The organism is Streptomyces nojiriensis, assembly GCF_017639205.1.
Lineage (GTDB): Bacteria > Actinomycetota > Actinomycetes > Streptomycetales > Streptomycetaceae > Streptomyces > Streptomyces nojiriensis.
This window is the reverse complement of record NZ_CP071139.1, coordinates 6,514,694-6,538,951: the sequence shown is the minus strand read 5'-3', so window position 1 is coordinate 6,538,951 and position 24,258 is coordinate 6,514,694. Positions and strand designations below refer to the sequence as shown.

Sequence of the window (24,258 nt, the reverse complement as noted above, 5' to 3'; positions counted from 1 at the left end):
TTGCTTCCTTACTCACGTACGGAACTAGGCGACCGCTTCGTCGAGACGGGCGGCCTGCTTCTCCTTCAGCGGGCCGATCACCGCGAGCGAGGGCCGCTGGGCCAGTACATCTTGTGCCACCGAGCGGATCTCGTCCGGGGTCACGGCGGCGATCCGGGCCAGCATGTCGTCGACCGACATCTGGTCGCCCCAGCACAGCTCGCTCTTGCCGATGCGGTTCATGATCGCGCCGGTGTCCTCCAGCCCGAGGACGGTGGATCCGGAGAGCTGGCCGATGGCCCGCTTGATCTCCTCGTCGGCCAGTCCTTCGGCCGCGACCTTGTCGAGCTCGTCGCGGCAGATCCGGAGCACGTCGTGCACCTGGTTGGGGCGGCAGCCCGCGTACACGCCGAACAGGCCGGTGTCGGCGAAGCCCGAGGTGTACGAGTACACGCTGTAGGCGAGGCCGCGCTTCTCCCGGACCTCCTGGAAGAGGCGCGAGGACATGCCGCCGCCGAGGGCGGTGTTCAGCACGCCCAGCGCCCAGCGGCGCTCGTCGGTACGGGCGAGGCCGGGCATGCCGAGGACCACGTGCGCCTGCTCGGTCTTGCGGTTCACGAGGTCGACGCGGCCGGCGGTGCGGATGCGCTTGGCGCCGCTGCGGGGGCCGATCGGCTCGGCGTCGGTGCGGGTCAGCGCACCGGCCTTCTCGAAGGCCGCGCGGACCTGACGCACGACCTTGTTGTGGTCGACGTTGCCGGCAGCGGCCACGACCAGGTGCGTCGGGTCGTAGTGCTTCTTGTAGAAGCGGCGGATCCGGTCGGCGCCGAGCGCGTTGATCGTGTCGACGGTGCCGAGGACGGGGCGGCCCAGCGGGGTGTCCCCGTACATGGTCTGCGCGAACAGGTCGTGCACCATGTCGCCCGGGTCGTCCTCGGTCATCGCGATCTCTTCGAGGATGACGCCGCGCTCGGCGTCGACGTCCTCCTCGCGGATCAGCGAGCCGGTGAGCATGTCGCAGACCACGTCGATGGCCAGCGGCAGGTCGGTGTCGAGCACCCGGGCGTAGTAGCAGGTGTACTCCTTCGCCGTGAAGGCGTTCATCTCGCCGCCGACCGCGTCGATCGCGGAGGAGATGTCGAGGGCGCTGCGCTGGTGCGTGCCCTTGAAGAGGAGGTGCTCCAGGTAGTGCGTGGCGCCGTTCAGCGTGGGCGTCTCGTCACGGGAGCCGACGTGCGCCCAGATGCCGAAGGTGGCGGAGCGGACGGAGGGCAGCGTCTCGGTGACGATGCGCAGTCCGCCGGGCAGGACCGTGCGCCGGACGGTGCCGATGCCGTTGCTGCCCTTGAGGAGGGTTTGGGTACGGGCGACGGCCCGCCCCTCCGAAGAGGGGCGGGCCGTCACACGGGAACTACGCGACATCACTTGTCGGAGTCGTCCTTGTCAGCGTCGTCACCGGCGGCCTCGCCGTCGATCACGGGGATCAGGGAGAGCTTGCCGCGCTGGTCGATCTCGGCGATCTCCACCTGGACCTTGGTGCCGACCGCGAGCACGTCCTCGACGTTCTCCACGCGCTTGCCACCGGCGAGCTTGCGGATCTGCGAGATGTGCAGCAGGCCGTCCTTGCCGGGCATCAGGGAGACGAAGGCACCGAAGGTGGTGGTCTTGACGACCGTACCCAGGTAGCGCTCGCCGACCTCCGGCATGGTCGGGTTGGCGATCGAGTTGATCGTGGCGCGGGCGGCCTCGGCGGCCGGGCCGTCGGCGGCACCGATGTAGATGGTGCCGTCGTCCTCGATCGTGATCTCGGCGCCGGTGTCCTCCTGGATCTGGTTGATCATCTTGCCCTTGGGGCCGATGACCTCACCGATCTTGTCCACCGGGATCTTGACGGTGATGATCCGCGGGGCGAACGGGGACATCGCGTCCGGCGTGTCGATCGCTTCCATCATCACGTCGAGGATGTGGAGGCGGGCGTCGCGGGCCTGCTTGAGGGCCGCGGCCAGGACGGAGGCCGGGATGCCGTCGAGCTTGGTGTCCAGCTGGAGCGCGGTGACGAACTCCTTGGTGCCGGCGACCTTGAAGTCCATGTCGCCGAAGGCGTCCTCCGCACCGAGGATGTCGGTGAGGGCGACGTAGTGGGTCTTGCCGTCGATCTCCTGGGAGATCAGGCCCATGGCGATACCGGCGACGGGGGCCTTGAGGGGCACACCGGCGTTCAGCAGCGACATGGTGGAGGCGCAGACCGAGCCCATGGACGTCGAACCGTTGGAGCCGAGGGCCTCGGACACCTGGCGGATCGCGTAGGGGAACTCCTCGCGGGTCGGGAGGACCGGCACGATCGCGCGCTCGGCGAGCGCGCCGTGGCCGATCTCGCGGCGCTTCGGCGAACCGACGCGGCCGGTCTCGCCGACGGAGTACGGCGGGAAGTTGTAGTTGTGCATGTAGCGCTTGCGGGTCACCGGGGAGAGGGTGTCCAGCTGCTGCTCCATGCGGAGCATGTTGAGGGTGGTGACGCCCAGGATCTGGGTCTCGCCACGCTCGAACAGCGCCGAGCCGTGCACGCGCGGGATGGCCTCGACCTCGGCGGCGAGGGTACGGATGTCCGTGAGCCCGCGGCCGTCGATGCGGACCTTGTCCTTGATGACGCGCTCGCGGACCAGGGCCTTGGTCAGGCTGCGGTAGGCGGCGGAGATCTCCTTCTCGCGGCCCTCGAAGGCCGGGAGGAGCTTCTCGGCGGCGATCTCCTTGACGCGGTCCAGCTCGGCCTCGCGGTCCTGCTTGCCCGCGATGGTCAGCGCCTGGGAGAGGTCACCCTTGACGGCGGCCGCGAGGGCCTCGTACACGTCGTCCTGGTAGTCCAGGAAGACCGGGAACTCGCCCTCGGGCTTCGCGGCCTTGGCGGCCAGGTCGGCCTGGGCCTTGCAGAGGACCTTGATGAAGGGCTTCGCGGCGTCGAGGCCGGAGGCCACGATCTCCTCGGTCGGCGCCTCGGCGCCGCCCTTGACGAGGGCGATGGTCTTCTCGGTGGCCTCGGCCTCGACCATCATGATCGCGACGTCGCCGTCCTCCAGGACGCGGCCCGCGACGACCATGTCGAAGACGGCGTCCTCGAGCTCGGTGTGCGTCGGGAAGGCCACCCACTGGCCGCGGATCAGCGCGACGCGGACGCCGCCGATCGGGCCGGAGAAGGGCAGGCCGGCCAGCTGGGTGGACGCGGACGCGGCGTTGATCGCGACGACGTCGTACAGGTGGTCGGGGTTGAGCGCCATGATCGTGGCGACGACCTGGATCTCGTTGCGCAGGCCCTTCTTGAAGGACGGGCGCAGCGGGCGGTCGATCAGGCGGCAGGTGAGGATCGCGTCCTCGGAGGGGCGGCCCTCACGGCGGAAGAAGGAGCCGGGGATCTTGCCGGCCGCGTACTGCCGCTCCTCGACGTCCACCGTCAGGGGGAAGAAGTCGAGCTGGTCCTTGGGCTTCTTCGACGCGGTGGTGGCGGACAGCACCATCGTGTCGTCGTCCAGGTAGGCAACGGCGGAGCCGGCGGCCTGGCGGGCCAGACGGCCCGTCTCGAAGCGGATGGTGCGGGTGCCGAAGGAACCGTTGTCAATGACGGCCTCGGCGTAGTGGGTCTCGTTCTCCACTAGCGTTTTCTCCATTTTCGTCGTCTCCGTCCGCCGCCCGTGTGGCGGTGGACGGTTGCGGAGAAGCGCTCCTGGCGTGCGGGCCGGTCTTCGATCGAAGCATCCGGTTCGTTGCCCCCTGGGGGCATTCCGGGTGCCACTACCGAGGACCGGCGGCGTGGGAGGGCGCTCCTCCTCTTCAGTTGTGCGCGTCTTCCTCAGACGCGCACGTGCGTCCGTTCCAGACTACAAAGGGTCCGGTCCTGTGCGCACGTACAGCAAAGGGAGCGGCCCCCTGATGTGGGAACCGCTCCCTTCACGGCGTCTTACTTGGCGCCGGCCGCACCGCGGCGGATGCCGAGGCGCTCGACCAGCGTACGGAAGCGCTGGATGTCCTTCTTGGCCAGGTACTGCAGCAGGCGGCGACGCTGGCCGACCAGGATCAGCAGACCACGACGGGAGTGGTGGTCGTGCTTGTGCGTCTTGAGGTGCTCGGTCAGGTCCGAGATGCGGCGGGAGAGCATCGCAACCTGGACCTCGGGGGAGCCGGTGTCGCCCTCCTTGGCACCGAACTCGGTGATGATCTGCTTCTTCGTAGCGGCGTCGAGCGGCACGCGTACTCCTCGTTTTAGGTCTTCGTTGCCACCGAGTGCCCCAGGTCTGAGTCTCTGGGGAGCTTCCGTTACTCGGGAGGCGGGGTCCGCTGAGCGCAGTCCACAGACCCTCTTGCCGAGGAATCCGGGGGACGCGTACACAAACGGCCGTCACACAGCGTACCAGGCTGCCGCTCCGCCACGTCTCAGCTGGTGAGAGACCTGGCGCGGGAGTACACGTCCAGCACGGCCAGGGTGAGCGGCACAAGGCTGAGCAGGACCGCCGCCTCGGTGAGGTCGAGCAGCCGCCCCCAGAAGGGTGACAGACCCTTGCGGGGAATGACCAGCGCAATTCCGGCGAGGAGGGCCGCGCCGGCCGCGACGGCGGCGGTCAGCCAGATCGTACGGAGGTCCAGGCCGCTGCTGTCGTGCTCCCGCAGGAGGGCTTCGAGCAGGTCGGTCGGCGGGTGCAGGGCCATGCCCAGGATCAGCAGCGCGATGGCGACGAGGCCTGCGGTCAGGGCGCAGACGACCTGGGAGGTGTAACGGAAGAGGCGGGCCCGCAGCAGCATGGCGAGGCCGGTGGCGAGCGCGAGCAGGCGGCCCCAGGTGTTCTCGGAGAAGCCGAGGACGGCGGCGGCTCCGACGGCGACCGCGGCGCAGCCCCCGACCAGGCCGAGCAGCATCTCGTGGCCGCGGCGGGCCTGGGCGGCGATGGCCTCGGCGTCGAGCGGGGCGGCGCCCGGCTCGTGCGGGTCGGAGCCGGGCTGCTCACCGTACGGCTCGGTCTCGTAGCGGTCCGGGGTCTCCGCGTAGTCGGTGTAATCGTCCGTGGCGCTCTGCGGGGCGCTGTAGCCGATGGGCAGGCGGGCGAAGCGGGCGGAGAGGCCGGGGAGGAAGGCGACGAGGCCGATGGCGACGGGGGCACAGACGGCGGCGGTGTAGGTGGCGGAGGCCTCGGTGGCGATGGCCGCGAAGGTGGCGAGGGTGCCGGTGGTGGCGACGAAGGTGGCCGCGACGAAGGGGGCGTCGCCGCTGGGGGTGAGCGCGACCAGGGCGACGGAGGCGATCAGGGCGCAGACGCATCCGAGCAGGAACTGCAGGCGCCCGGGTCCCTGGCCGACGGCCGGGGCGATGATCCCGGAGCCGGCGATCACCAGGTGCGGGAGGGCGCCGAGGCCGAGCGCGACGGCGGAGAGGCGGTCGCGGTAGACGCGGGCGCGCACTCCGGCGACGGCGGTGAGCAGGATGCCGACGGCGCCCGCGATGATCCCGGGCAGGCCGTGCATGTCGTGGCGCAGCGGGTCGGCGTACCAGAGGACGAAGCCCAGCATGACGAGCAGCACGGCGGCGCCGGCCAGGCCCGCGCCGCGCAGCATGTCGTCGCTCCAGCGGTGCCGGTCGCGGACGACGGCGGAGGCGACGGCGTCGGACACGTCGTCGAACACGGCGGGCGGCAGGGACTCGGCGAAGGGGCGCAGGCTCAGCACCTCGCCGTCGAGGACCTGCTGGCCGGCGAGGGTCCGGGCGCCGTCGAGGACGGTGCCGGAGCGGCGTACGAGGTGGAAGCCGGTCGGGGCGCCCACCGGCTGGGTCTGGCCGGTGAGGCGCAGCAGCTCGGGGTAGACGTCGGCGACGGCGATGTCCTCGGGGAGGGCGACGTCGATGCGGCTGTCGGGGGCCACGACGGTGACCCTGCAGAAACCCGTCGTCCCGGCCGTACTCACCTGTGTGACCCCCCTGGTTGGTACCCGCACCGGCGGATGATTCGCGGATGCGCATGCTGCGCGCGACACCCTACCGGGCTTATGACCGACTGTCGGCAAGTAGGATCACCGTCGCGTGGGGGAGACCCCCTTCGCGCCCGGGACTTGGGGGCGCCGGTTGCGACGTCCCGTCCGTTTTCGAGGGATTGATGCTCCGGTGAGCCAGATCGTCGTCAAACGCCCGCCGCGGTCCCTGCCGCCCGAGGTTCCGGCGGAGGAGCTGCGGCTGGAAGCTCCGCCCGAACTTCCGCGCGGGCAGCAGGAGGGCATGCTGATGCAGCTCCTGCCGATGCTCGGCATGGGCTCCTCCGTCGTCTTCTTCTTCATGCCGGGCGCGGCCCCCTTCATGCGCATCATGGGTGTGCTGATGCTGGCGTCGACGGTGGCCATGGTCGTCGCCCAGTTGGCGCGCCACCGGCGCGGTGCGCAGGGGCAAATGGCCGATGTGCGCCGGGACTACCTCAAATATCTCGCGCAGACACGTCGTCAGGTACGCCGGACCGCGCGGGCGCAGCGCGACGCGCAGCTGTATCTGCACCCGGCCCCCGAGCAGTTGTGGTCGGTGGTGGCGGAGGGCTCCCGGCTGTGGGAGCGGCGGGTCGGCGACCAGGACTTCGGGCAGGCCCGGGTCGGGCTGGGCGCGCAGCGTCTGGCGACCCCGCTGGTGGCGCCGGAGACGGCGCCGGTGGACGAGCTGGAGCCGCTGACCGCGGGCGCGATGCAGCGGTTCCTGAAGGTGCACTCCTCGCTGGACGGGCTGCCGATGGCGCTGTCGATCCGCGCCTTCTACCACGTGACGGTGTCCGGGGAGCCGGAGTCCGCGCGCGGTACCGCGCGGGCGATGGTGGCGCAGCTGGCGACGCTGCACTCCCCCGAGGACCTGATGGTGGCCGTGGTGGCGGCGCCGGGTGCGGTGCCCTCGTGGGACTGGACGAAGTGGCTGCCGCACACGCAGGTCCCGGGTCAGGTCGACGGGGCCGGTACGAAGCGGCTGTTCGGCGATCACCTCGCCGAGCTGGAGGGTCTGCTGGCGTCCCGGCTGGAGGGCCGGCCGCGGTTCAGCCGCGAGGTGTCCCCGGTGCTGGACCAGCCGCACCTGGTGGTCGTGCTGGACGGTGGCATGGTGCCGCCGGACTCGGTGTTCGCCGCGGCCGAGGGCCTGCAGGGCGTCACCATCGTCGAGGTCGTCGCGGGCGAGCTGGACGAGCCGCGCGGCGGGCTGTCGGTCGTGGTGCGGCCGGGTCGGCTGCGCCTGGACTCGGGCGCGGGGGTCGCGTACGAGGGTGTGCCGGACATGCTGTCGCTGCCCGCGGCGGAGGCGCTGGCCCGGCAGCTGGCGCCGATGCGCACGGGCGGCGGGGACGACGACGAGCCGCTGCTGGCCAATCTGGACTTCACCGACCTGCTGAACCTGGGCGACGCGGCCGCGGTCGACGTCGCACGGACCTGGCGGCCGAGGTCGGCCGGTGAGCGGCTGCGCGTGCCGATCGGTGTCGGTGAGGACGGCGCCCCGGTGATGCTGGACCTGAAGGAGGCCGCGCAGGAGGGCATGGGTCCGCACGGTCTGTGCGTGGGCGCGACCGGTTCCGGCAAGTCGGAGCTGCTGCGCACGCTGGTGCTGGGTCTGGCGGTCACGCACACCTCGGAGACCCTGAACTTCGTACTCGCCGACTTCAAGGGTGGTGCGACCTTCACGGGGATGGGGCAGATGCCGCACGTCGCGGCGGTGATCACCAACCTGGCCGACGACCTCACGCTCGTGGACCGCATGGGCGACTCGATCCGCGGTGAGCTGCAGCGCCGTCAGGAGCTGCTGCGTTCGGCGGGCAACTACGCGAACATCCACGACTACGAGAAGGCCCGCGCGGCGGGCGCCCCGCTGGAGCCGCTGGCCTCGCTGGTGCTGGTCATCGACGAGTTCAGCGAGCTGCTGACGGCGAAGCCCGACTTCATCGACATGTTCATCCAGATCGGCCGCATCGGCCGCTCGCTGGGTGTGCACCTGCTGCTGGCCTCGCAGCGCCTGGAGGAGGGCAAGCTGCGCGGTCTGGACACGTACCTGTCGTACCGGATCGGTCTGCGGACCTTCTCGGCTGCGGAGTCGCGGACGGCGATCGGTGTGCCGGACGCCTACCACCTGCCGTCGGTGCCCGGTTCGGGCTATCTGAAGTTCGGTACGGACGAGATGACCCGCTTCAAGGCGGCGTACGTCTCGGGCACCTACCGCTCGGGCGGGCCGGACCTGTCCGTGGGGCAGTTCCCGGTGGAGCGGCGGCCCGCGCTGTTCACGGCGGCCCCGGTGCCGGTGGTGTACGCGGCCCCGGACCCGGCGTACCTGGCGGCGCAGTCGGTACGCGAGGACGACGCGCTGGCGGACACGGTGCTGGACGTGATCGTGAGCCGGCTGGAGGGTCAGGGGGTGCCGGCGCACCAGGTGTGGCTGCCGCCGCTCGACCAGGCGCCGCCGCTGGACCAGCTGCTGCCGGCGCTGGCGCCGAGCCCGGAGCGCGGGCTGCACGCGGACGGGTACACGCGGCTCGGCGCACTCGTCGTCCCGCTCGGCCTCATCGACAAGCCGTTCGAGCAGCGGCGCGAGGTGCTGTACCGGGACTTCTCGGGTGCGGCGGGCCACATGATGGTGGTCGGCGGTCCGCAGTCGGGCAAGTCGACGCTGATGCGGACGCTGATCTCCTCGTTCGCGCTCACCCACACCCCGCGCGAGGTGCAGTTCTACGGGCTGGACTTCGGCGGTGGCAGCCTGTCGTCGATCGCCGAGCTTCCGCACGTGGGCGGGATCGCCTCGCGCCTGGACCCGGAGCGGGTCCGGCGTACGGTCGCGGAGGTGGGGGGCATCCTCAACCGTCGCGAGGAGTTCTTCCGCGCGAACAACATCGACTCGATCGGCACCTACCGGCGGCGTCGGGCGGCGGGCGACCTGCCCGGTGAGCCGTGGGGCGACGTGTTCCTGATCGTCGACGGCTGGGGCAACTTCAAGGGCGAGTACGACGGCCTGGAGCAGATCGTCACGGACATCGCCTCCCGTGGTCTGGGCTACGGCATCCACGTGGTGATCACGGCGGCGCGCTACATGGAGGTCCGGGCCGCGCTCAAGGACCAGATGCTCAGCCGGCTGGAGCTGCGGCTCGGCGACACCATGGACTCCGAGTTCGACCGGAAGGTCGCGGCGAACGTCCCGCCCGGGATGCCGGGCCGCGGTCAGGTGGCGGAGAAGCTGCACTTCCTGGGCGCCCTGCCGCGGATCGACGGCTCGCACGACGCGGGGGACCTGTCGGAGGCCACGGGCGCCTTCGTGGAAGCGGTGAAGCAGAACTGGTCGGGGCAGGCGGCTCCGGGCGTGCGGCTGCTGCCGCGGCTGCTCCACTCCGACCAGTTGCCCAAGGGCGGGGAGCACCCCGACCGTGGGATCGCGATCGGCATCGACGAGACGAACCTGGAGCCGGTGTTCGTCGACTTCGAGACCGACCCCTTCCTCCTCGTCTTCGGCGAGAGCGAGTCGGGCAAGACGAACCTGCTGCGGCTCATCGCCAAGCAGATCTCCGAGCGCTACACGCCGGACCAGGCGCGCCTGGTCGTCGGCGACTACCGGCGGAGCCTGCTCGGGGCGCTGCCGGAGGAGCACCTGCTGGAGTACGCGCCGATGGCGAGCTCCCTGCAGATGCACATGGAGGCGCTGGGCGGGGTGTTCTCGCGCCGGCAGCCGCCGACCGACGTCACCCCCCAGCAGCTGCGTGACCGCAGTTGGTGGACGGGTCCGGACGTGTACATCGTGATCGACGACTTCGACCTGGTGGCCACCAGTCAGGGCAATCCGCTGGCGCCGCTGGTGGAGTTCCTGCCGTTCGCGCGGGACACGGGCGTCCGCTTCATCATCGCCCGCAACTCGGCAGGTGCCTCGCGTTCGATGTACGAGCCGTTCATGCAGCGGATCAAGGAGCTGGGCGCGCAGGGCATCGTGCTGTCCGGCGACCCGTCCGAGGGCGACCTCGTCGGCACCGTGCGGCCGCGTCCGATGCCGCCGGGCCGGGCGTACTTCGCCTCGCGCAGGCGGGGGACGTCGCTGGTGCAGCTCGGGCGGATGCCGGGCCACATGTGATCGCCTTCCCGGTGGCCGGACACCTGTCAGGGGCCGGCGACCGGGAAGGATCGGGTGGAAACCTCTCCCGATCGGTGGCGCAGCACCGATAATCGGCGGTGAACACGCGCCACCGAGGGAGAGGCCGCCCATGGGCACTCAGCAGGAGAAGGACGAGCTGTACGCGCTCGACATCAGCGGCGTGGAGTGGGAGGGGCCGCCCGGGACCAGCCCGGACGAGGAGCGGGTCGAGATCGCCCGGCTTCCCGAGGGGGCGGTGGCCATGCGGTCCTCGCTGGACCGGGACACGGTGCTGCGCTACACGGCCGCCGAGTGGGAAGCCTTCGTGCTGGGGGCCAGGGACGGGGAGTTCGACCTCGACCGGCACCGTCCCTGAGGGGAGCGGCAGGACGACGCCGAAGGGGCGCGCCCGGTACGGGCGCGCCCCTTCGGCGTGTGCGGACCTGTCGGCGACCGGGCTCAGAAGGCCTCGGTGAACAGCTGCGAGGCCTTCTTGTCGGTGGCGCGGTAGTCGTCCTTGCCGCGCTCGACGAGCTGGGCGACCTTCTCCAGCATGTCCTTGATGTGGTCGGCCTTGGTGCGGTACTTGCCCTGGAGGTCGACGTACTGGGCGTGCGCATCGCCGTCCCAGGTGTCCGTGACGACCTTCACCGCCCGCTCCATCGCTTCCAGGTCGTCGATGATGTTCTTCGAGACCTGGCGGATGCGGTTGGCCATCAGCTGGACGCTGTCATACCGGACCTTTGTGTGGCCGTCGTCGGCAGCCATGTGCTTCTCCTTCTCGCTGAGCGCGTTACCTGAAAACGACGTGGGTCAGATGCTGTTGAGGCCCGAGATGGACTGGATCCCCTGCCGGAACGCCGCCTGCACCTCGTCGTCCTGGGCGTTGGTCAGGTTCTTGGTCTCGGACACCGCGTGGTGCAGGACGCGGAGCAGACGACGGATCTCGTCGTGGTCCTGGTTCAGCATCACCTGGGCCCGCTTGAACCCCTCGGCACCGACACCGGTCCAGCCGGCGCTCACGGTTTCGAGGATGTCAGCCAGCTCGCGGGCCTGCTTGGAGACGGCCGTTCCCGTCTGTTCGATCTTGGTCTTCGCCTTGATGACCGGATCGTCTGCAAGTCCGAAGGTGTTCGTGCTCATCGAAGCTCCTCATTTCTCAATTCGCCGGCAGAACCGGCGGATTGCGCAGCGGAGCGGACACGGACCCGGCGCGGCTTCGAGCCACGCGCCCTCGGGCGCCCCCCTCCGCTCCACGCGATCCCCCGATCACACTCGTGAAGCCTGGTGTCACTCTAGCCAGTTCATCTGACAGCCCCAACACCGGTGGGGCGCTTCCGTAGATGAACTGTGACCGTTCACTGCAAACGGCGCTTGCGGCGACGGGCGTCGCGGACGACCGTCGCCGTGCCGGCGATGACGGCGATCAGGACCGCGCCGATGCCGAGAGCGTACGTGCCGAACCGCTCCTCGCGCTCCTGGGCCGTCTCGGTGAGTCGCAGCGGCGCCGCCTCCGGGGCGGCCGCCGGGGGCGGGCCGGGGTCGGGGACCGGGGCCTTGGGTGCCTGCTGGTCGTGGGAGAGCGCGCGCACCGGGTCGACGACGCCCCAACCGACGTAGTCGTCACGGCCTTTGACGGTGCGTTCGGCGGTGTTCTGGATCTGCCAGACGATCTGCTGCGCGGACCAGTCCGCGTGCTTGGCGCGCAGCAGGGCGGCTACGCCGGCGACGTACGGTGCGGAGAAGCTGGTGCCGTTGTCGATGCACTGGCCGAAGCCGGGGACCGTGGAGACCATGTCGACGCCGGGGGCCGCCACCCCGATGAAGTCACCGGGCTGGGAGAACCCGGCCCGCTCGTTGTTGCGGTCCGAGGCCCCCACGGCGAGCACGCCGGGGAAGGCCGCCGGGTAGGTCTTGCGCTTCTGGCCGCTCAGGCCGTCGTTGCCCGCCGAGGCCACCACCACGACGTTGGCGGCGACGGCCTTCTGGACCGACTTGCCGAGATCGGAGTCGGCGGACAGCTGGGCGTCGGTGTCCTGGGAGATGTTGATCACCTGGGCGCCCTTGGCCACCGCGTGGTCGATGGCCTGGCTCAGGTTCGCGGCGTTGCCCTTGCCCTGCCCGTCGTTCTGCCGGATCGGGATGATCGTGGATTCCGGGGCCAGGCCGACGAAGCCGGTGCCCTGCTGGGGGCGGGCCGCGATCAGCCCGGCGACCTTGGTGCCGTGGCCGATGGTGTCGACCGTGCCGTCACCGCCCTTGGCGTCGACGAAGTCCTTGCCGGCTCCGGTGTCTATGGCCGCGCTGAGCTGCGGGTTCGCCCGGTCCACGCCGGTGTCGATGACCGCGACGCGGACGCTGTTGCCGTTCTTGTCCTTGCCCTTGGTCTGCGCCCACAGCTCGTCGAGCAGCAGCCGCTGGAGGGACCAGGGCCGGTCCTCGATCTGCTTCTTCATCGGGAAGGTGCACTCCCCCGCGCCGTCGAGGCCCAGCGCGTGCGGGAGCCGCGCGTACGGGGGCTGCGCGTACGGGGGCTGCGGCGCGGCGGCTCCGGCCGCGGCGGCCGTGCCCGTACCGCCCGAGGCCAGGGTCAGGGCGAAGGCGGCGGCCAGGAGGATCCGCCGGGACGCGTGGGTCTGGGTCATCGGCGGCTTCCTCACGAACCCTGGGGCTGGCGGGCGGAGTTGGTGTCCAGGCGCGGCCCCTTGGAGAGGAACTCCGACCAGGCGATGGGCACCATGGCCGGGCTGACGCTGCCGTAGCCGAGCCGGACCTGCGCCTGGCTTGCCTCGGGGCGGACGTCCGCACCGGCCTTCGACTGGTCGGGCGCGCCGATCTTCGACTGCTCGGCGTCGCTGTCGCCGTTGGCCTGGACGGCGTACCGCAGACCGGTGTCGGTGACCAGGAAGAGGGAGCCGCCGGCCGTGGTCTGCTTGCCCTGGACCTGGGTGTACAGCAGACCCGAGCCGGGGGTGACGTACGCGCTGGTGCCGCTGGCGGTGATGTCGATCGGGAAGCCGGTGCCGGCCCAGGTGCTCAGGGTCTGGTTGCCCTGGCCGTCGACCGAGCGCAGGACGCTGCAGACCGTGTCGCGGTTGTTGGCCCCGCCCGTCTGGGTGCCGGCGGGCGGCGCAGTCTGGTTGATCCGTTCGGTCTTCTTCTGGGGCCACTTGATGTCGCCCGCGAACGGGGCGGCGTCCGGGTTGATCGACTGGAGGTCGACCTCGCGGGGCTTGCCGTGCATGTTGAGGCCGTCGGTCGCGGGAGCCGAGATCAGCAGCCAGGCGACGAAGTCGGAGACCGGTGCGACCTTCCCGGGCAGCACCACGTAGTGCTGTGCGCCGGAGCCGGTCTGCGCCTTGAGCACCATGCCGACCTTGTTGTCGGCGGTGCCCAGCCCCTTCACCCCGGCGTCGGTACCGGCTTTGCCGGGCAGCGGCGGGAAGGACAGGTCGTCGCCGGAGTTGAGGGTCCCCAGCCATTCCGGGCTGACCTGCTGGGGGGTGGCGCCGGTGCCGACCAGCGCGTTGGTCATCGTCCCGGCGGCCGGGGTGCCCTCCGGGAACTTGTACTTCGTACCGGCCGCGTCGACCAGGTAGCGCTCCTGGCCGGCGGCCGTGCTCTGCACGTACAGCGACTGGGTGTCGGTGAGCCTGCGGGCGTCGTCCGTCTTGGCCGCCTCGCGGTCGGCGAGCACGAAGGTGGCGGTCTGCACGCCCCGGCCGTTGCCCCCCGGCTGCTGGCAGACGGCCCAGCGCTTGGCCTTGCCCGCCTCGTCCTTGGAGGGGAGCCGGTCGGGGGCGTACGGGATGCCGATGATGGGGCCGCGCGGCGGGTCGCCCGCGTCGAGGACCTTGTCCTGAACCTGGATCACCTTGAACTTCGCCGGATCCAGGAGGAGTCGGGCGGAGGCGAGGTTCAGCACCGGGTGCAGCCGCGTCTGGTCCTTGCCGCCCACCTTCGTCGTCAGGACCACGTAGCGGGTCGTCGAGTCCTTGCCGACGATGACCCTGGTCCCCGGTTCCGCCCAGCCCTTGGGGGCGGTCGGCTTGAACATGCCCCAGGCGCCGAATCCGGCGAGCACGAGCGCGCCGACGATCAACCCGGGCAGGACCGCGCGCAGCGGGCGCGGCGCGCCTTCCTCGGTACCCGTGGCGGATGGCTGGAGGAACGCGGCCACCGTGCGCCGCTTCGCAAAGGTGTACGCGTTGAGCTCATCACGTCGTGATGCCATGACCGCCTGTATCTCCCCGCACGGCCCGGCCGGTGAGTACGGTCCCCGGGCCTCGATTGTCGGACCGGGCACCTACTATGCCTCTTGACGGACGGTATGAAGGGGCCGGGTAGGGTGAGGCTGCCGCCCAGCCCCTTCCGCACCGGGTCGATCAGGGCTTGTTGGGGTGGATTGGGGAGATTCCGGAGTCGTGCGGCAGGTGTCGCACAGCGCCGGGACTCACGGGGTCTGGCCCCGGAGAGGGGAAGTGCGCGAGTGATGGCCACCGCGACGGAGCAGCAGACCGGCGCGCCCGCACCGGCACGTGTCGGGGTGACGCCGCATCCGAAGTCGAGCCCCGGCCGCTTCGGTCCGTTCCGACTGCAACAGCTCGTGCTCCTCCAAGTCGCCGCAGCCGCCCTGCTGGTGGCCTGGGTGGTCGAACCACTGCTGCTGGTTCCCACCGGTGTACTGGCGCTCGTCATGGTGCTGCTCGCGGTCGTACGCCGCCACCAGCGCTCCCTGCCGGAATGGATCGGCAGCGCGCTCACCCTGCGTTCACGCCGTCGGCGGGCCGCCTCCTTCACCGTGCCCGCGGGCACGGAGCCGGGACTCGCCCCGCTGGTCGAGGCCGATCCGGCACTGCGCACCCTCACCTTCAGCGACCGCGACCGGCGTCCGGTCGGGATGATCGGCGACGGGACCTTCCTGACCGCGGTCGTCCAGGTGGACACGGACGCCACCGCGCTGCGGCCCGACCGGGCGGCGCGGCCACTGCCGCTGGCCGTCGTACGGGACATCCTCGAAGTGGACGGCATCCGGCTGGAGTCCGCGCAGCTCGTGCAGCACACCCAGCCGGCGCCGGCCCCGCACCTGCCCGCGCAGTCGATGGCGACCCGCAACTACGCGCCGCTGCAGGCACAGACGGGTACTCCGGCGGTCCGGCTGACGTGGATCGCCCTCAAGCTCGACCCGGAGCTGTGCCCGGAGGCGGTCACCGCGCGCGGCGGCGGACTGTCCGGTGCGCAGCGCTGCCTGGTGCGTGCGGCGGACCAGTTGGCGAGCCGGCTGGCCGGGGCCGGGTTCACGGCCACCGTGCTGACCGAGCAGGAGCTGACGGCGGCGCTGGCCACCTCCTCGTGCGCGAACCCGATGGCGATCACCCAGGCCGGGCGGTCGAACAGCACCGGGCGGCGGACCGAGGAGACCTCGCGGACCTGGCGCTGCGACGACCGGCGGCACACGACGTACTGGATAGGACGCTGGCCGCAGCTGGGCGGCGCCGGGGCGGCGGCGCTGCCGCAGTTCGTGGCGCTCCTCACCTCGCTGCCCGCGCTCGCGACGAACTTCAGCCTGACGATGGCCCCGGCGGAGCGACAGGGCGTCACCCTGAGCGGACACGTACGGGTGACGGGGCGCAGCGACGAGGAACTTGTCGCCGCGCGACGGGAGTTGGAGAGGACGGCGCGGGGCGTGAAGACCGGGCTGGTCCGGCTCGACCGTGAACAGGTGCCGGGGCTGCTGGCTTCGCTGCCGCTGGGAGGGGCGCGATGAGGGGCGGATTCGGGCTGGTCGGTCCGCGTCGGGAGCGGCACGTGGTGCCCGTCGCGGACCTGGACCTGCTGGCGCTGCCCGTCGGGGACGACGGGGTCGTCATCGGTGTGGACGCCGAGGGCCGGTCGGCGGTGCTCGGCATCAACCGGCCGACGCCGTACGAGGTGACGCTGATCGGCGGCCTGTGGACGGCACAGGTGCTGGCACTGCGCGCGGCGGCCACGGGTGCGCGCGTGGCGGTGGAGACCGGGCGCGGGCAGGTGTGGTCGGGGCTGGCCCAGGCGGCGGGCGGCGGGCAGCAGTGCGTGACCCTGCACGAGGTGGGCCGGGTCCCGCCGCAGGGTGCCTCGGCGGGCAGCCCGGTGCTGGTGATCCGCGACTGCGGGATGCGGCCGCCGCGCGGGCGCGTGGTGGCCGGGCCGTGGCAGTCGGTGCTGACCCTGCTGCCGTACCTGAGCCCGACGGCGCCGCGCCTGCTCCAGCAGTCGTCCCTGGTGGGGGTGCAGCGGGTGTCCCCGGACGAGGCGGAGCAGGTCGGCCGCCTGATGCGGCTGCCGAGGCAGGCGGTGGAGTCCCTGCCGACGCTGGGCGACGGGGTGACCCTGTGGTGCACGCCGCGGGACCGGCAGTTCGTGATGACCCAGGGGACGGACGCGGAGACGGGCCTGCTGGGCGGGGCGCGGCGCATCGACTGACCCGGCCCTCCGAGGGGGGCGGACAGTGGCGTCGGGGCGCGATTAGGCTGGGTCCGGGCGCGGCGAGGTGGGCGCCGGACCAGTGTGCGACAGACCAGGAGGACCAGTGAGCGGCGATCGGAACGAGAGGCGCGGCGGGACGTGGGACGTCCCGACGGACGATCAGTCCGACGCGGAGCCCGAGGTGACGGGCGAGTTCACCATCGACTACACCCCGCCTGCCTGGTACATGCAGGGCGGGGCTCCGGCCGCGCAGGTACCGGGACTCCCCGAGGGCAGCGGCTTCGAGCCCCACCGCCCGTCGGAGCTGGAGTCGCCCTCGACGATGCGGATCGCTCCGCCGGTTCCGCCGACGCCGTCCGACGGTGCGGGCCTGCCGGTTCCGTTCCCGCCCGCTCCCGCGGCCCCGGTCGAAGCGGCCCCGGCGTACCAGGCTCCGGCCCTGCCCTACTCGACTCCGGCCCCGGTGCCCGCACCGGCCGAGGTGCCGGCACCGGCACCGGCACCGGCACCGGCACCGATCGAGGCTCAGGCACCGGCTCTCGCACGGATCGAGGTTCCGGCACCGGCTCCGGCTCCCTTCGAGCCGGCCCCGCCGTACACGACCCCGGCTCCGGTTCCCGCCCCGGTCGAGGCTCAGGCACCGGCTCCGGCACAGATCGAGGTTCCGGCACCGGCTCCGGCTCCCTTCGAGCCGGCCCCGCCGTACACGACCCCGGCTCCGGTTCCCGCCCCGGTCGAGGCTCCGGCCCCTGCTCCGACTCCGGTCGGGGCTCAGGACCCGGCTCCGGCTCCGGTCGAGGCCCAGGCTCCCGACGCGGAGGCTCCGTCGGCGCTCGAGGCCGCGGCCCCGGTCGCGGCCGAGGAGGTCGCTCCGGAGCCGGCTCCCGTCGAGCCCCCGCCCGTGACGCCGTTCCCCGCCCTGCCGCCCGTCGACGTGGTCACGCCGTACCCGGCCCTGCCGTCGGCCCCCGTCGCGGAGCCGGTCGCCGAGCCGGTGGCGGAGGTTCCGCCCGCGCCGTGGGCCGGACCGCAGGACACTCCCGCCGAGGGAACGCCCGTACTGCCGCCCGCCGAGCAGCCCGCGGCGGCTCCGGCGCCGACGCCGGTCAGCCCCGCGGAGACGCCACCGGCCGCCGTGGAGACCCCGTTCGGGGGACCCGGCGGCGAACTGCCGTCGCCGGCGCCCTCGTTCGGCACCCCGGACGCCTACCCGTTCCCGCCGCCGGCTCCCGCACCGCCGCAGCCCCAGCAGCCCCAGGCCTACGACCCGCGCACCGCCGGCCAGTGGTCGGCCGGGCCCGGGCAGCAGCAGCCCTCGCCGCACCAGCCGCACCCGTACCCGCAGCCCCAGCCGCAGCCGCACGACCCGCGCTACTCGGCGGGCCAGACCGGCAGCGGGGCGCCCCTCGGCTACACCGCCGCCGTCGAGCTGTCGTCCGACCGGCTGCTGCGCAACAAGCAGAAGCCCAAGAACAACAACGGCGTCGGCGGCCTGTTCCGCTTCGGCGGCAAGGCGGCCGAAGCGGAGCGCCAGCGCAAGCTGGAGCTGATCCGCACCCCCGTCATGTCCTGCTACCGGATCGCCGTCATCAGCCTCAAGGGCGGCGTCGGCAAGACCACGACCACCACCGCCCTCGGCGCCACCCTCGCCACCGAGCGCCAGGACAAGATCCTGGCCATCGACGCGAACCCCGACGCCGGCACGCTCGGCCGCCGGGTCCGCCGCGAGACCGGTGCCACCATCCGGGACCTGGTCCAGGCGATCCCGTACCTGCACTCGTACATGGACATCCGCCGGTTCACCTCGCAGGCGCCCTCCGGTCTGGAGATCATCGCCAACGACGTGGACCCGGCCGTCTCCACGACCTTCAACGACGAGGACTACCGCCGCGTCATCGAGACGCTGGGCCGCCAGTACCCGATCATCCTCACCGACTCGGGCACCGGCCTCCTCTACTCCGCCATGCGCGGCGTCCTGGACCTGGCCGATCAGCTGATCATCATCTCGACCCCGTCCGTGGACGGCGCGAGCAGCGCCAGCACCACCCTCGACTGGCTCTCCGCGCACGGATACGCCGACCTCGTCTCCCGCTCCCTCACCGTCATCTCGGGGGTCCGCGAGACCAGCAAGATGATCAAGATCGAGGACATCGTGCAGCACTTCGAGACCCGCTGCCGCGGTGTCGTCGTGGTGCCGTTCGACGAGCACCTCGCGGCCGGCGCCGAGGTCGATCTCGACATGATGCGGCCCAAGACGCGCGAGGCGTACTTCAACCTCTCCGCACTCGTGGCCGAGGACTTCCTGCGGGCCCAGCAGCAGGCCCCGCAGGGCCACTGGGGTGCGCCGCAGCAGCCCCAGGCTCCTCAGCAGCCCTACGGGCAGCAGCCCGCTCAGCAGCCGCAGCCGTACGGCCAGCCCCAGGGCCAGCCCCCGTACCAGCAGCCGCCGCAGCCGCAGCCCTACGGCCAGCCGTACCCCCAGCCCGGCCAGCCCTGGCAGCAGCCCCCGGCCCCGCAGCAGCAGCCGCCCCAGCCCCAGCAGCCCCCGCGCGACCCGCGCCTCGGCTGACCGGCGGCACAGCGAAGGGCCCGTACCGCCCCGGGGGTGGTACGGGCCCTTCCGCTTCGTTCGTCAGCGCTTCAGGTCGTACGCGTCCGTCAGCACCCGCGCCCGCTTCACGTCGTCCGCGATCGCTTCCAGCAGCCCGTCCAGCGACTCGAACTTCGCCATCCCCCGCACGTACGCGAGGAAGTCGACGGCGACGTGCATGCCATACAGGTCCAGCCCCACGCGGTCGATCGCGTACGCCTCCACGGTCCGCTCGGTCGCGTCGAACTGCACGTTCGTCCCCACCGAGATCGCCGCGGGCATCCGCTCGCCGTCCGCCGTCAGCCAGCCCGCGTAGACCCCGTCCGCCGGGATCGCGGTGTGCGGCTGCGTCTCGACGTTCGCCGTCGGGTAGCCGAGTTCGCGCCCGCGCTGCGCGCCGCGCACCACCACGCCCTCGACCCGGTGCGGACGCCCCAGGATCTCGGCCGCACCGTCCATGTCACCCTCCGAGACCAGTCTGCGTGCCAGCGTCGAGGAGAACGGCACCCCGCCGCCCGCCTCGCCCCGCTCGACCAGGTCCACGACGTCCACCGCGTAGTCGTACGTGGAGCCCAGCTCGCGCAGGAAGTCGACGTTCCCCGCGGCCCGGTGGCCGAAGCGGAAGTTCGGTCCCTCGATGACGGCGCGCGCGTGCAGCTTGTCGACGAGGACCTTCACGATGAAGTCGGCCGGGGACAGCTGGGAGAACTCCGCCGTGAACGGCAGGATCAGCAGCGCGTCCACACCCAGCCCGGCCATCAGCTCGGCGCGCCGGTCGTACGGGGCCAGGATCGGCGGGTGGCTGCCGGGGCGGACCACCTCGCTCGGGTGCGGGTCGAAGGTGACCACCACGGAGGGGACGCCGAGCTCACGCGCCGTGGCCACAGCCCGCCCGATGATCAGCTGATGTCCCCGGTGCACGCCGTCGTAGGAGCCGATGGTGACGACGCTGCGTCCCCAGTCCTGGGGGATGTCCTCCAAGCCACGCCAGCGCTGCACTGTGACCGCTCCTCGCCCGAACCCGTTTAGTCCTTGAACTGATTGCCGATTGCAGGTCTAAGACTGCCATGCCGGTGGCCGGTGCCCCGCATCGGCATCTGACTGGATGCGCCACCGTGTCTGTCGTCACGTCACATCCGCGGCCGCCCTGCTCAGGGTCTCCACCGTCCGCCGGGCGCTCGGCCCGAGGAGTGCCGCGGCCTCCGCTCCCGCCGTCGCCTGCCAGCGGGCCACCAGCGCCCCGAAGGCCGGTTCGGCCCGGGCCAGCTCCACCGTCCGCCGTTCGAAGACCGCCGCCCCGCCCGGGGCCCGCAGCAACTGCCGTCCGGTGCGCCTCAGCAGCTCCCGCGTACGGTCCTCCGCGCGCCCGGAGGCCCCGGCCGCCACGGCTCCGAGGAACACGTCGAGCACCTGTGGATCGGTCTCCTCGCGCAGCAGGGTGTCGGCCAGCTCCCCGCGCAGCGGGTGCGAGGCCCCGCCGCCCGGCGCGGCCAGTACGACGGCCAGGGCGGCCCGCACCACGGCCGGGGCGCCGAGGAGCAGGTCCAGGACCAGGGGCCGCACCACCGAAGCGGCGGCCGGGCCCTGGTCGAGCCGCCGGTCCACGAAGAGGGCGGCGTGCGGCGCGTCCCCGGGGTTGCGCGCGAGGTGCTCCCGTACGAGGTCACCCGCGCGCCGGGCCAGGCCCGGCGTGGTCAGCGCGGCCAGGGCCCGCACGACCTCCCCGTCGGCCCGGGCGCGCAGGGCGGCGAACACCTCGTCCGGATCGGGCAGCACGGGCAGGGCCGCGACCAGCGCCGCCGCGGGCAGCCTGGAGCCGGACTCGGGACGGCGGAAGCAGGCGAGGGCGTCGGACAGGTAGCGGCCGCGCGCCTGCGGGTCGCGGAGCAGGATCGCGAGGGCGCTGCCGTGCAGGGTGGCGTCGGCGGGGCGGGCGAGGAGCGCCTGGGCGGCGTGGCGCAGCAGCTCGCGGTCGGCGGGGGTGCGCACGTGCGGGGCGGTGGCGAGTCCGTAGGCGGCGGCCGCGACCCGCCGACCGGGCCGTTCGTCGTGCGCCCAGCGGTCGACGGCCCGGCACAGGGCGGAGGGCTCCTCCTCGGCGAGTACGGCGAGCAGCTCGTCTGCGCGCGGGTGCGCCGCGGCGACGAGCGCCTCGGTGAGATCGTCCACGGCGAGGCTTCGGTGGGTGTGCAGCAGGGCCTGCGCGGCGGTGGCGACGGTGGCCCCGGGGCGGCCGCGCAGCCGGCGCCCGTCGGTGAACCAGGCGCAGAGCAGCGGCTGCGCGCGCTGCGGGTCCCGGGCGAGGCGGCGGGCCGCGGCGTCGAGGTAGCGGTCGCCGGGGACCGCCTCGGCGGGGTCGGCGGGCAGCAGCCGGCGCAGCAGGTCGAGGCGGTCGGGCTCGGGCAGCCGGAGCCGGTTCCAGAACCAGCCGCCGAACTCCCCCGGGCCGGCGCGGGCCACGTGCTCGGCCAGGGCGTGCAGGACGGGGAGGTGGGGCCGGGCGTCGGGGGCCCGGAGCAGGGTTTCGCGCAGCAGCCGGGCGGCCCACCAGGCGCTGTCCGGGGTGGCCCGCTCCGGTTCCTCGGTGCAGCGGTTGAGCCGGTGGACCAGCCCGGTGAGCTCGCCGCGCAGCCGGTCGGGGGCGAGCCTGCGCAGGGCCTCCAGGACGGGCCCGATCCGGTGCCGGGGCACGGGCAGCCCGGGCTCGGCGGGGCCGTGGACGAGCAGGCCGAGGGCGGTCGGAACGTCCAGGTGGCCGGCCTGGATCCAGTCCGACAGCTCCTCGTGGGTGAAGCGGTAGCCGGGCCCGGCGGGCACCAGCAGTCCCTCGGTGAGCACGGCGGAGGCCCAGCCGGTGCGCCAGGGGAACAGTTCCTCGAAGGAGGCCCGGTCCAGCTGTCCCTGCCCCGGTCCCAGAGCGCGCCGCGCGGCCTCGTGGACCCGGCCGGCCACGCGCGCCGCGAGCCGCCTGACCCCGGGCCCGTGCACCTTGGCGCCGCCGGCGTCGGCGCAGGCCGCGGCGATGCGGACGGCGGTGCGCAGGCACAGCAGGTCCAGGTGCGCGGCGAAGACCTCGTCGCGGCCGGGCCGGCCGGCGGTGACCTCGGCGGCCCGGATCCCGGCGAGCAGGTGCAGGGTGAGCGGGTGCCGGGCGTCGGCCTCCCGGACGGCGTCGGCGGGGATGCCGAGGCGGGCCCGGGCGGACTCGGCCTCGGCGGCGTCGAGGTCCGCGATCGGGAGGGCGGGCGGCAGCCGCCGGGCGGCGCGGGCCGGGGTGTGCAGCGCCTCGGGCGGGTAGAGGGCGCCGGCCCCTTCCCAGTACTCGGGCCGGGCGGCGACGACCAGCCGGGCCCCGGTGTCGTCCAGCCACCCGGCGGTGGCGGTGGTCCAGGGGCCGAGGCGGTGCGCGAGCTCCGGCGGCATCTCCTCCGGGGCGTCGAGCACGACGAGCAGGCGGCGGCCGGCGCGGGCGACGACGTGCGCGAGGTGGGCTGCGGCTCCCGCCGGTCGGCCGCGCCGCTCGGCCGCTGCGACTCCGCCGGGGCCGGACGCCGACTGGCTGCACCCCTCGGCCGCTGCGACTCCGCCGGGGCCGGACGCCGGCTGACTGCGCCGCTCGCCGGGGCCGGACGCCGGCTGACTGCACCCCTCGGCCGGGACCGTTCCGGCGGGGCCGGGTGCCGGTTGGCTGCACCGGTCCACCGGTGCGGCTTCGCCCGGGCCCGAGGTCGGTCGGCCGAGCCGCCCGGCGGGGGCGGTTCCGCCGACGCCGGTCCTGGCCGGCGGGGTTCCGCCGGGGCCGGGCGCGCGCCTGGACGTCTCCTCGGGCGCCGAACGTGGTGAGGGGTCGGAAAGCGCGGCGGCAGTGCGTTCGACGCCCTGCGGGGAGCGCCCCGACACACACCCGGCCCCGTCGGAAGCGGGGCGCGGGGAGTGGCCCGGCACACCCACGGTTCCGTCGTCACCGCGCGCGGCCGCGACGATGCGGGCTGCCTCGGTCAGGGCGCGGGTTGCCGCGTCGGCCAGGGAGGTGTCGGTGGCGCGCAGGTCGGCGCCGCGCAGCCACAGGGTCGGCGCCGGGCGGGCACCCCGTGCGCGGCGTACGGCCAGGGCGGCCAGCGCCGTGGTGCGGCCCGTGCCCGGGTCTCCGACGAGTCCCAGGACCGGGCGGTCCCCGGTGGTGAAGGCGGCCAGTTCGGCGGCGATGCCGGGACGCTCCACGGGTTCCGGTTCGTCCGGGGGGAAGGAGGCGCCGAGCGTGGTCGCGGTCAGTTCCAGCGCCCCGGCGAGGTTGAGGTCGGCGCCGTGGCCGGGCACGGTGGCGGCATTGCGCTCCAGCAGTGCGGCCAGCGGGCCGCCCGGATCCGCGTCGGCCGCCGCCCGCAGGGCCACCGCGAAGCCTCCGGTGCGGTGCTCCGCCCGCAGTGCGGTGCCCACCACCGCGAGCACCGCTCCGGTCCCGGCGTCGAGCACCGGGCCCCCGCAGGCCTCCCCGCCCAGCAGCAGCGCGTCCCGGCCGTCGGTGCCGATCGCCAGCTCCACGGCCACGCCTGCGGGCACCACGTGGGACCGGTCCGCCGCCGGATAGCTGACCTCCGCGCCCCCCAGCACCCGCGCCTGCCGCCATCCCCGCGCGGGCAGCCGTACGTAGGTCCCGGGATCGATCGCCTCGCGCAGCGCCACCGGAAGCGGCCGCGTCCCGAGTCCGTCGGTCCGTACCAGCGCCAGCGCCAGCTCCGGCAGGGCGGTCACGTCCGCCGCCTCGGCCAGCCAGGTCCGCCAGGCGGGGCCCGGCGCGCGAAGCACCACCCGGGTCAGTCCGTCGACGGCCTCGTGACTGGTGACCACCGTCCCGCGGTCGTCGGCGACGAATCCACTGCCGCGCGTCCGCCCGGCGGGATCGCAGATCTTGATGAGCTCCGCCATGGCCGCACCACTCCCCGCACCGCTCCCCCGCAACACCCCGTGCTCACGACGGTAGGCAGGTGAAGATCAGCGCGAAAAGCACGCGAGGCGAAAGCGCCCCTTACGCTCCCGCCATTCACTCCGAGCGCCTGCTCGGACGGGTGAATACAGGGGCCAGGGTGGATAGAGACCTACCCGAGGGGGGTCGTGGAGCGGTGAGCGG

General features: G+C 72.9%; 15 protein-coding genes. 5 read left to right on the top strand and 10 right to left on the bottom strand.

The annotated features are described in order from the left end of the window. Window positions 1-24: 24 nt before the first annotated feature. The 4 genes from JYK04_RS30520 to eccD form a co-directional block, all read right to left on the bottom strand. Window positions 25-1,404: a M16 family metallopeptidase gene (locus tag JYK04_RS30520; RefSeq protein ID WP_189745741.1), complete on the bottom strand. Its 1,380-nt coding sequence runs from the start codon at window positions 1,402-1,404 to the stop codon at window positions 25-27. After that, a complete protein-coding gene (locus JYK04_RS30515; protein WP_030011221.1) occupies window positions 1,401-3,623 on the bottom strand; it encodes a polyribonucleotide nucleotidyltransferase in 2,223 nt (740 codons plus the stop codon). The genes JYK04_RS30520 and JYK04_RS30515 overlap by 4 nt, the downstream gene beginning before the upstream one ends. Before the next feature lie 305 nt (window positions 3,624-3,928). Continuing rightward, on the bottom strand, window positions 3,929-4,216 hold the full coding sequence (gene rpsO / locus JYK04_RS30510; protein WP_030011220.1) for a 30S ribosomal protein S15: 288 nt from the start codon (window positions 4,214-4,216) through the stop codon (window positions 3,929-3,931). 185 nt (window positions 4,217-4,401) lie between these two features. After that, complete coding sequence (eccD, locus tag JYK04_RS30505) at window positions 4,402-5,922, bottom strand: type VII secretion integral membrane protein EccD (protein WP_189745739.1); 1,521 nt, start codon at window positions 5,920-5,922, stop codon at window positions 4,402-4,404. A gap of 196 nt (window positions 5,923-6,118) precedes the next feature. Here eccD and eccCa point away from each other — a divergent pair, with 196 nt between their 5' ends. Together eccCa and JYK04_RS30495 are read left to right on the top strand one after the other, a co-directional pair. Further along, window positions 6,119-10,075 (top strand): type VII secretion protein EccCa, encoded by a 3,957-nt coding sequence (eccCa, locus tag JYK04_RS30500; protein WP_189745737.1) that lies wholly within the window; start codon window positions 6,119-6,121, stop codon window positions 10,073-10,075. Between the two features lie 130 nt (window positions 10,076-10,205). After that, window positions 10,206-10,451, top strand: a complete 246-nt coding sequence (locus JYK04_RS30495; RefSeq protein ID WP_030708695.1) for a DUF397 domain-containing protein — start codon at window positions 10,206-10,208, stop codon at window positions 10,449-10,451. An 83-nt stretch (window positions 10,452-10,534) separates the two neighbouring features. On the opposite strand, the gene JYK04_RS30490 is transcribed toward JYK04_RS30495, so the two are convergent. The 4 genes from JYK04_RS30490 to eccB form a co-directional block, all read right to left on the bottom strand. After that, window positions 10,535-10,843, bottom strand: coding sequence for a WXG100 family type VII secretion target (locus tag JYK04_RS30490; protein WP_189745735.1), 309 nt, complete (start codon window positions 10,841-10,843; stop codon window positions 10,535-10,537). A 45-nt stretch (window positions 10,844-10,888) separates the two neighbouring features. Then, window positions 10,889-11,218 (bottom strand): hypothetical protein, encoded by a 330-nt coding sequence (locus JYK04_RS30485; RefSeq protein ID WP_030718712.1) that lies wholly within the window; start codon window positions 11,216-11,218, stop codon window positions 10,889-10,891. A gap of 215 nt (window positions 11,219-11,433) precedes the next feature. Beyond that, window positions 11,434-12,720 (bottom strand): type VII secretion-associated serine protease mycosin, encoded by a 1,287-nt coding sequence (gene mycP / locus JYK04_RS30480; RefSeq protein ID WP_189745733.1) that lies wholly within the window; start codon window positions 12,718-12,720, stop codon window positions 11,434-11,436. Window positions 12,721-12,731: 11 nt separating this feature from the next. Then, complete coding sequence (eccB, locus tag JYK04_RS30475; RefSeq protein WP_189745732.1) at window positions 12,732-14,309, bottom strand: type VII secretion protein EccB; 1,578 nt, start codon at window positions 14,307-14,309, stop codon at window positions 12,732-12,734. Window positions 14,310-14,567: 258 nt separating this feature from the next. Here eccB and eccE point away from each other — a divergent pair, with 258 nt between their 5' ends. The 3 genes from eccE (at window position 14,568) to JYK04_RS30460 (ending at window position 19,109) form a co-directional block, all read left to right on the top strand. Next, a complete protein-coding gene (gene eccE / locus JYK04_RS30470) occupies window positions 14,568-15,842 on the top strand; it encodes a type VII secretion protein EccE (RefSeq protein WP_229876766.1) in 1,275 nt (424 codons plus the stop codon). Continuing rightward, window positions 15,839-16,537 carry a hypothetical protein gene (locus tag JYK04_RS30465; RefSeq protein WP_189745728.1) on the top strand — a complete coding sequence of 233 codons (699 nt, stop codon included), beginning with the start codon at window positions 15,839-15,841 and terminating at the stop codon, window positions 16,535-16,537. The genes eccE and JYK04_RS30465 overlap by 4 nt, the downstream gene beginning before the upstream one ends. Window positions 16,538-16,643: 106 nt before the next feature. Further along, entirely contained in the window at window positions 16,644-19,109 is a 2,466-nt protein-coding gene (locus JYK04_RS30460) for an SCO5717 family growth-regulating ATPase (RefSeq protein ID WP_189745726.1), read from the top strand. A gap of 63 nt (window positions 19,110-19,172) precedes the next feature. Here JYK04_RS30460 and JYK04_RS30455 read toward each other — a convergent pair whose 3' ends face one another. Both JYK04_RS30455 and JYK04_RS30450 read right to left on the bottom strand, forming a co-directional pair. Next, the gene (locus JYK04_RS30455; protein WP_189745724.1) at window positions 19,173-20,129 is read right to left on the bottom strand and encodes a bifunctional riboflavin kinase/FAD synthetase; all 957 of its coding nucleotides are present in this window, start codon (window positions 20,127-20,129) and stop codon (window positions 19,173-19,175) included. 126 nt (window positions 20,130-20,255) lie between these two features. Beyond that, complete coding sequence (locus tag JYK04_RS30450; RefSeq protein WP_189745722.1) at window positions 20,256-24,056, bottom strand: serine protease; 3,801 nt, start codon at window positions 24,054-24,056, stop codon at window positions 20,256-20,258. Window positions 24,057-24,258: the final 202 nt, after the last annotated feature.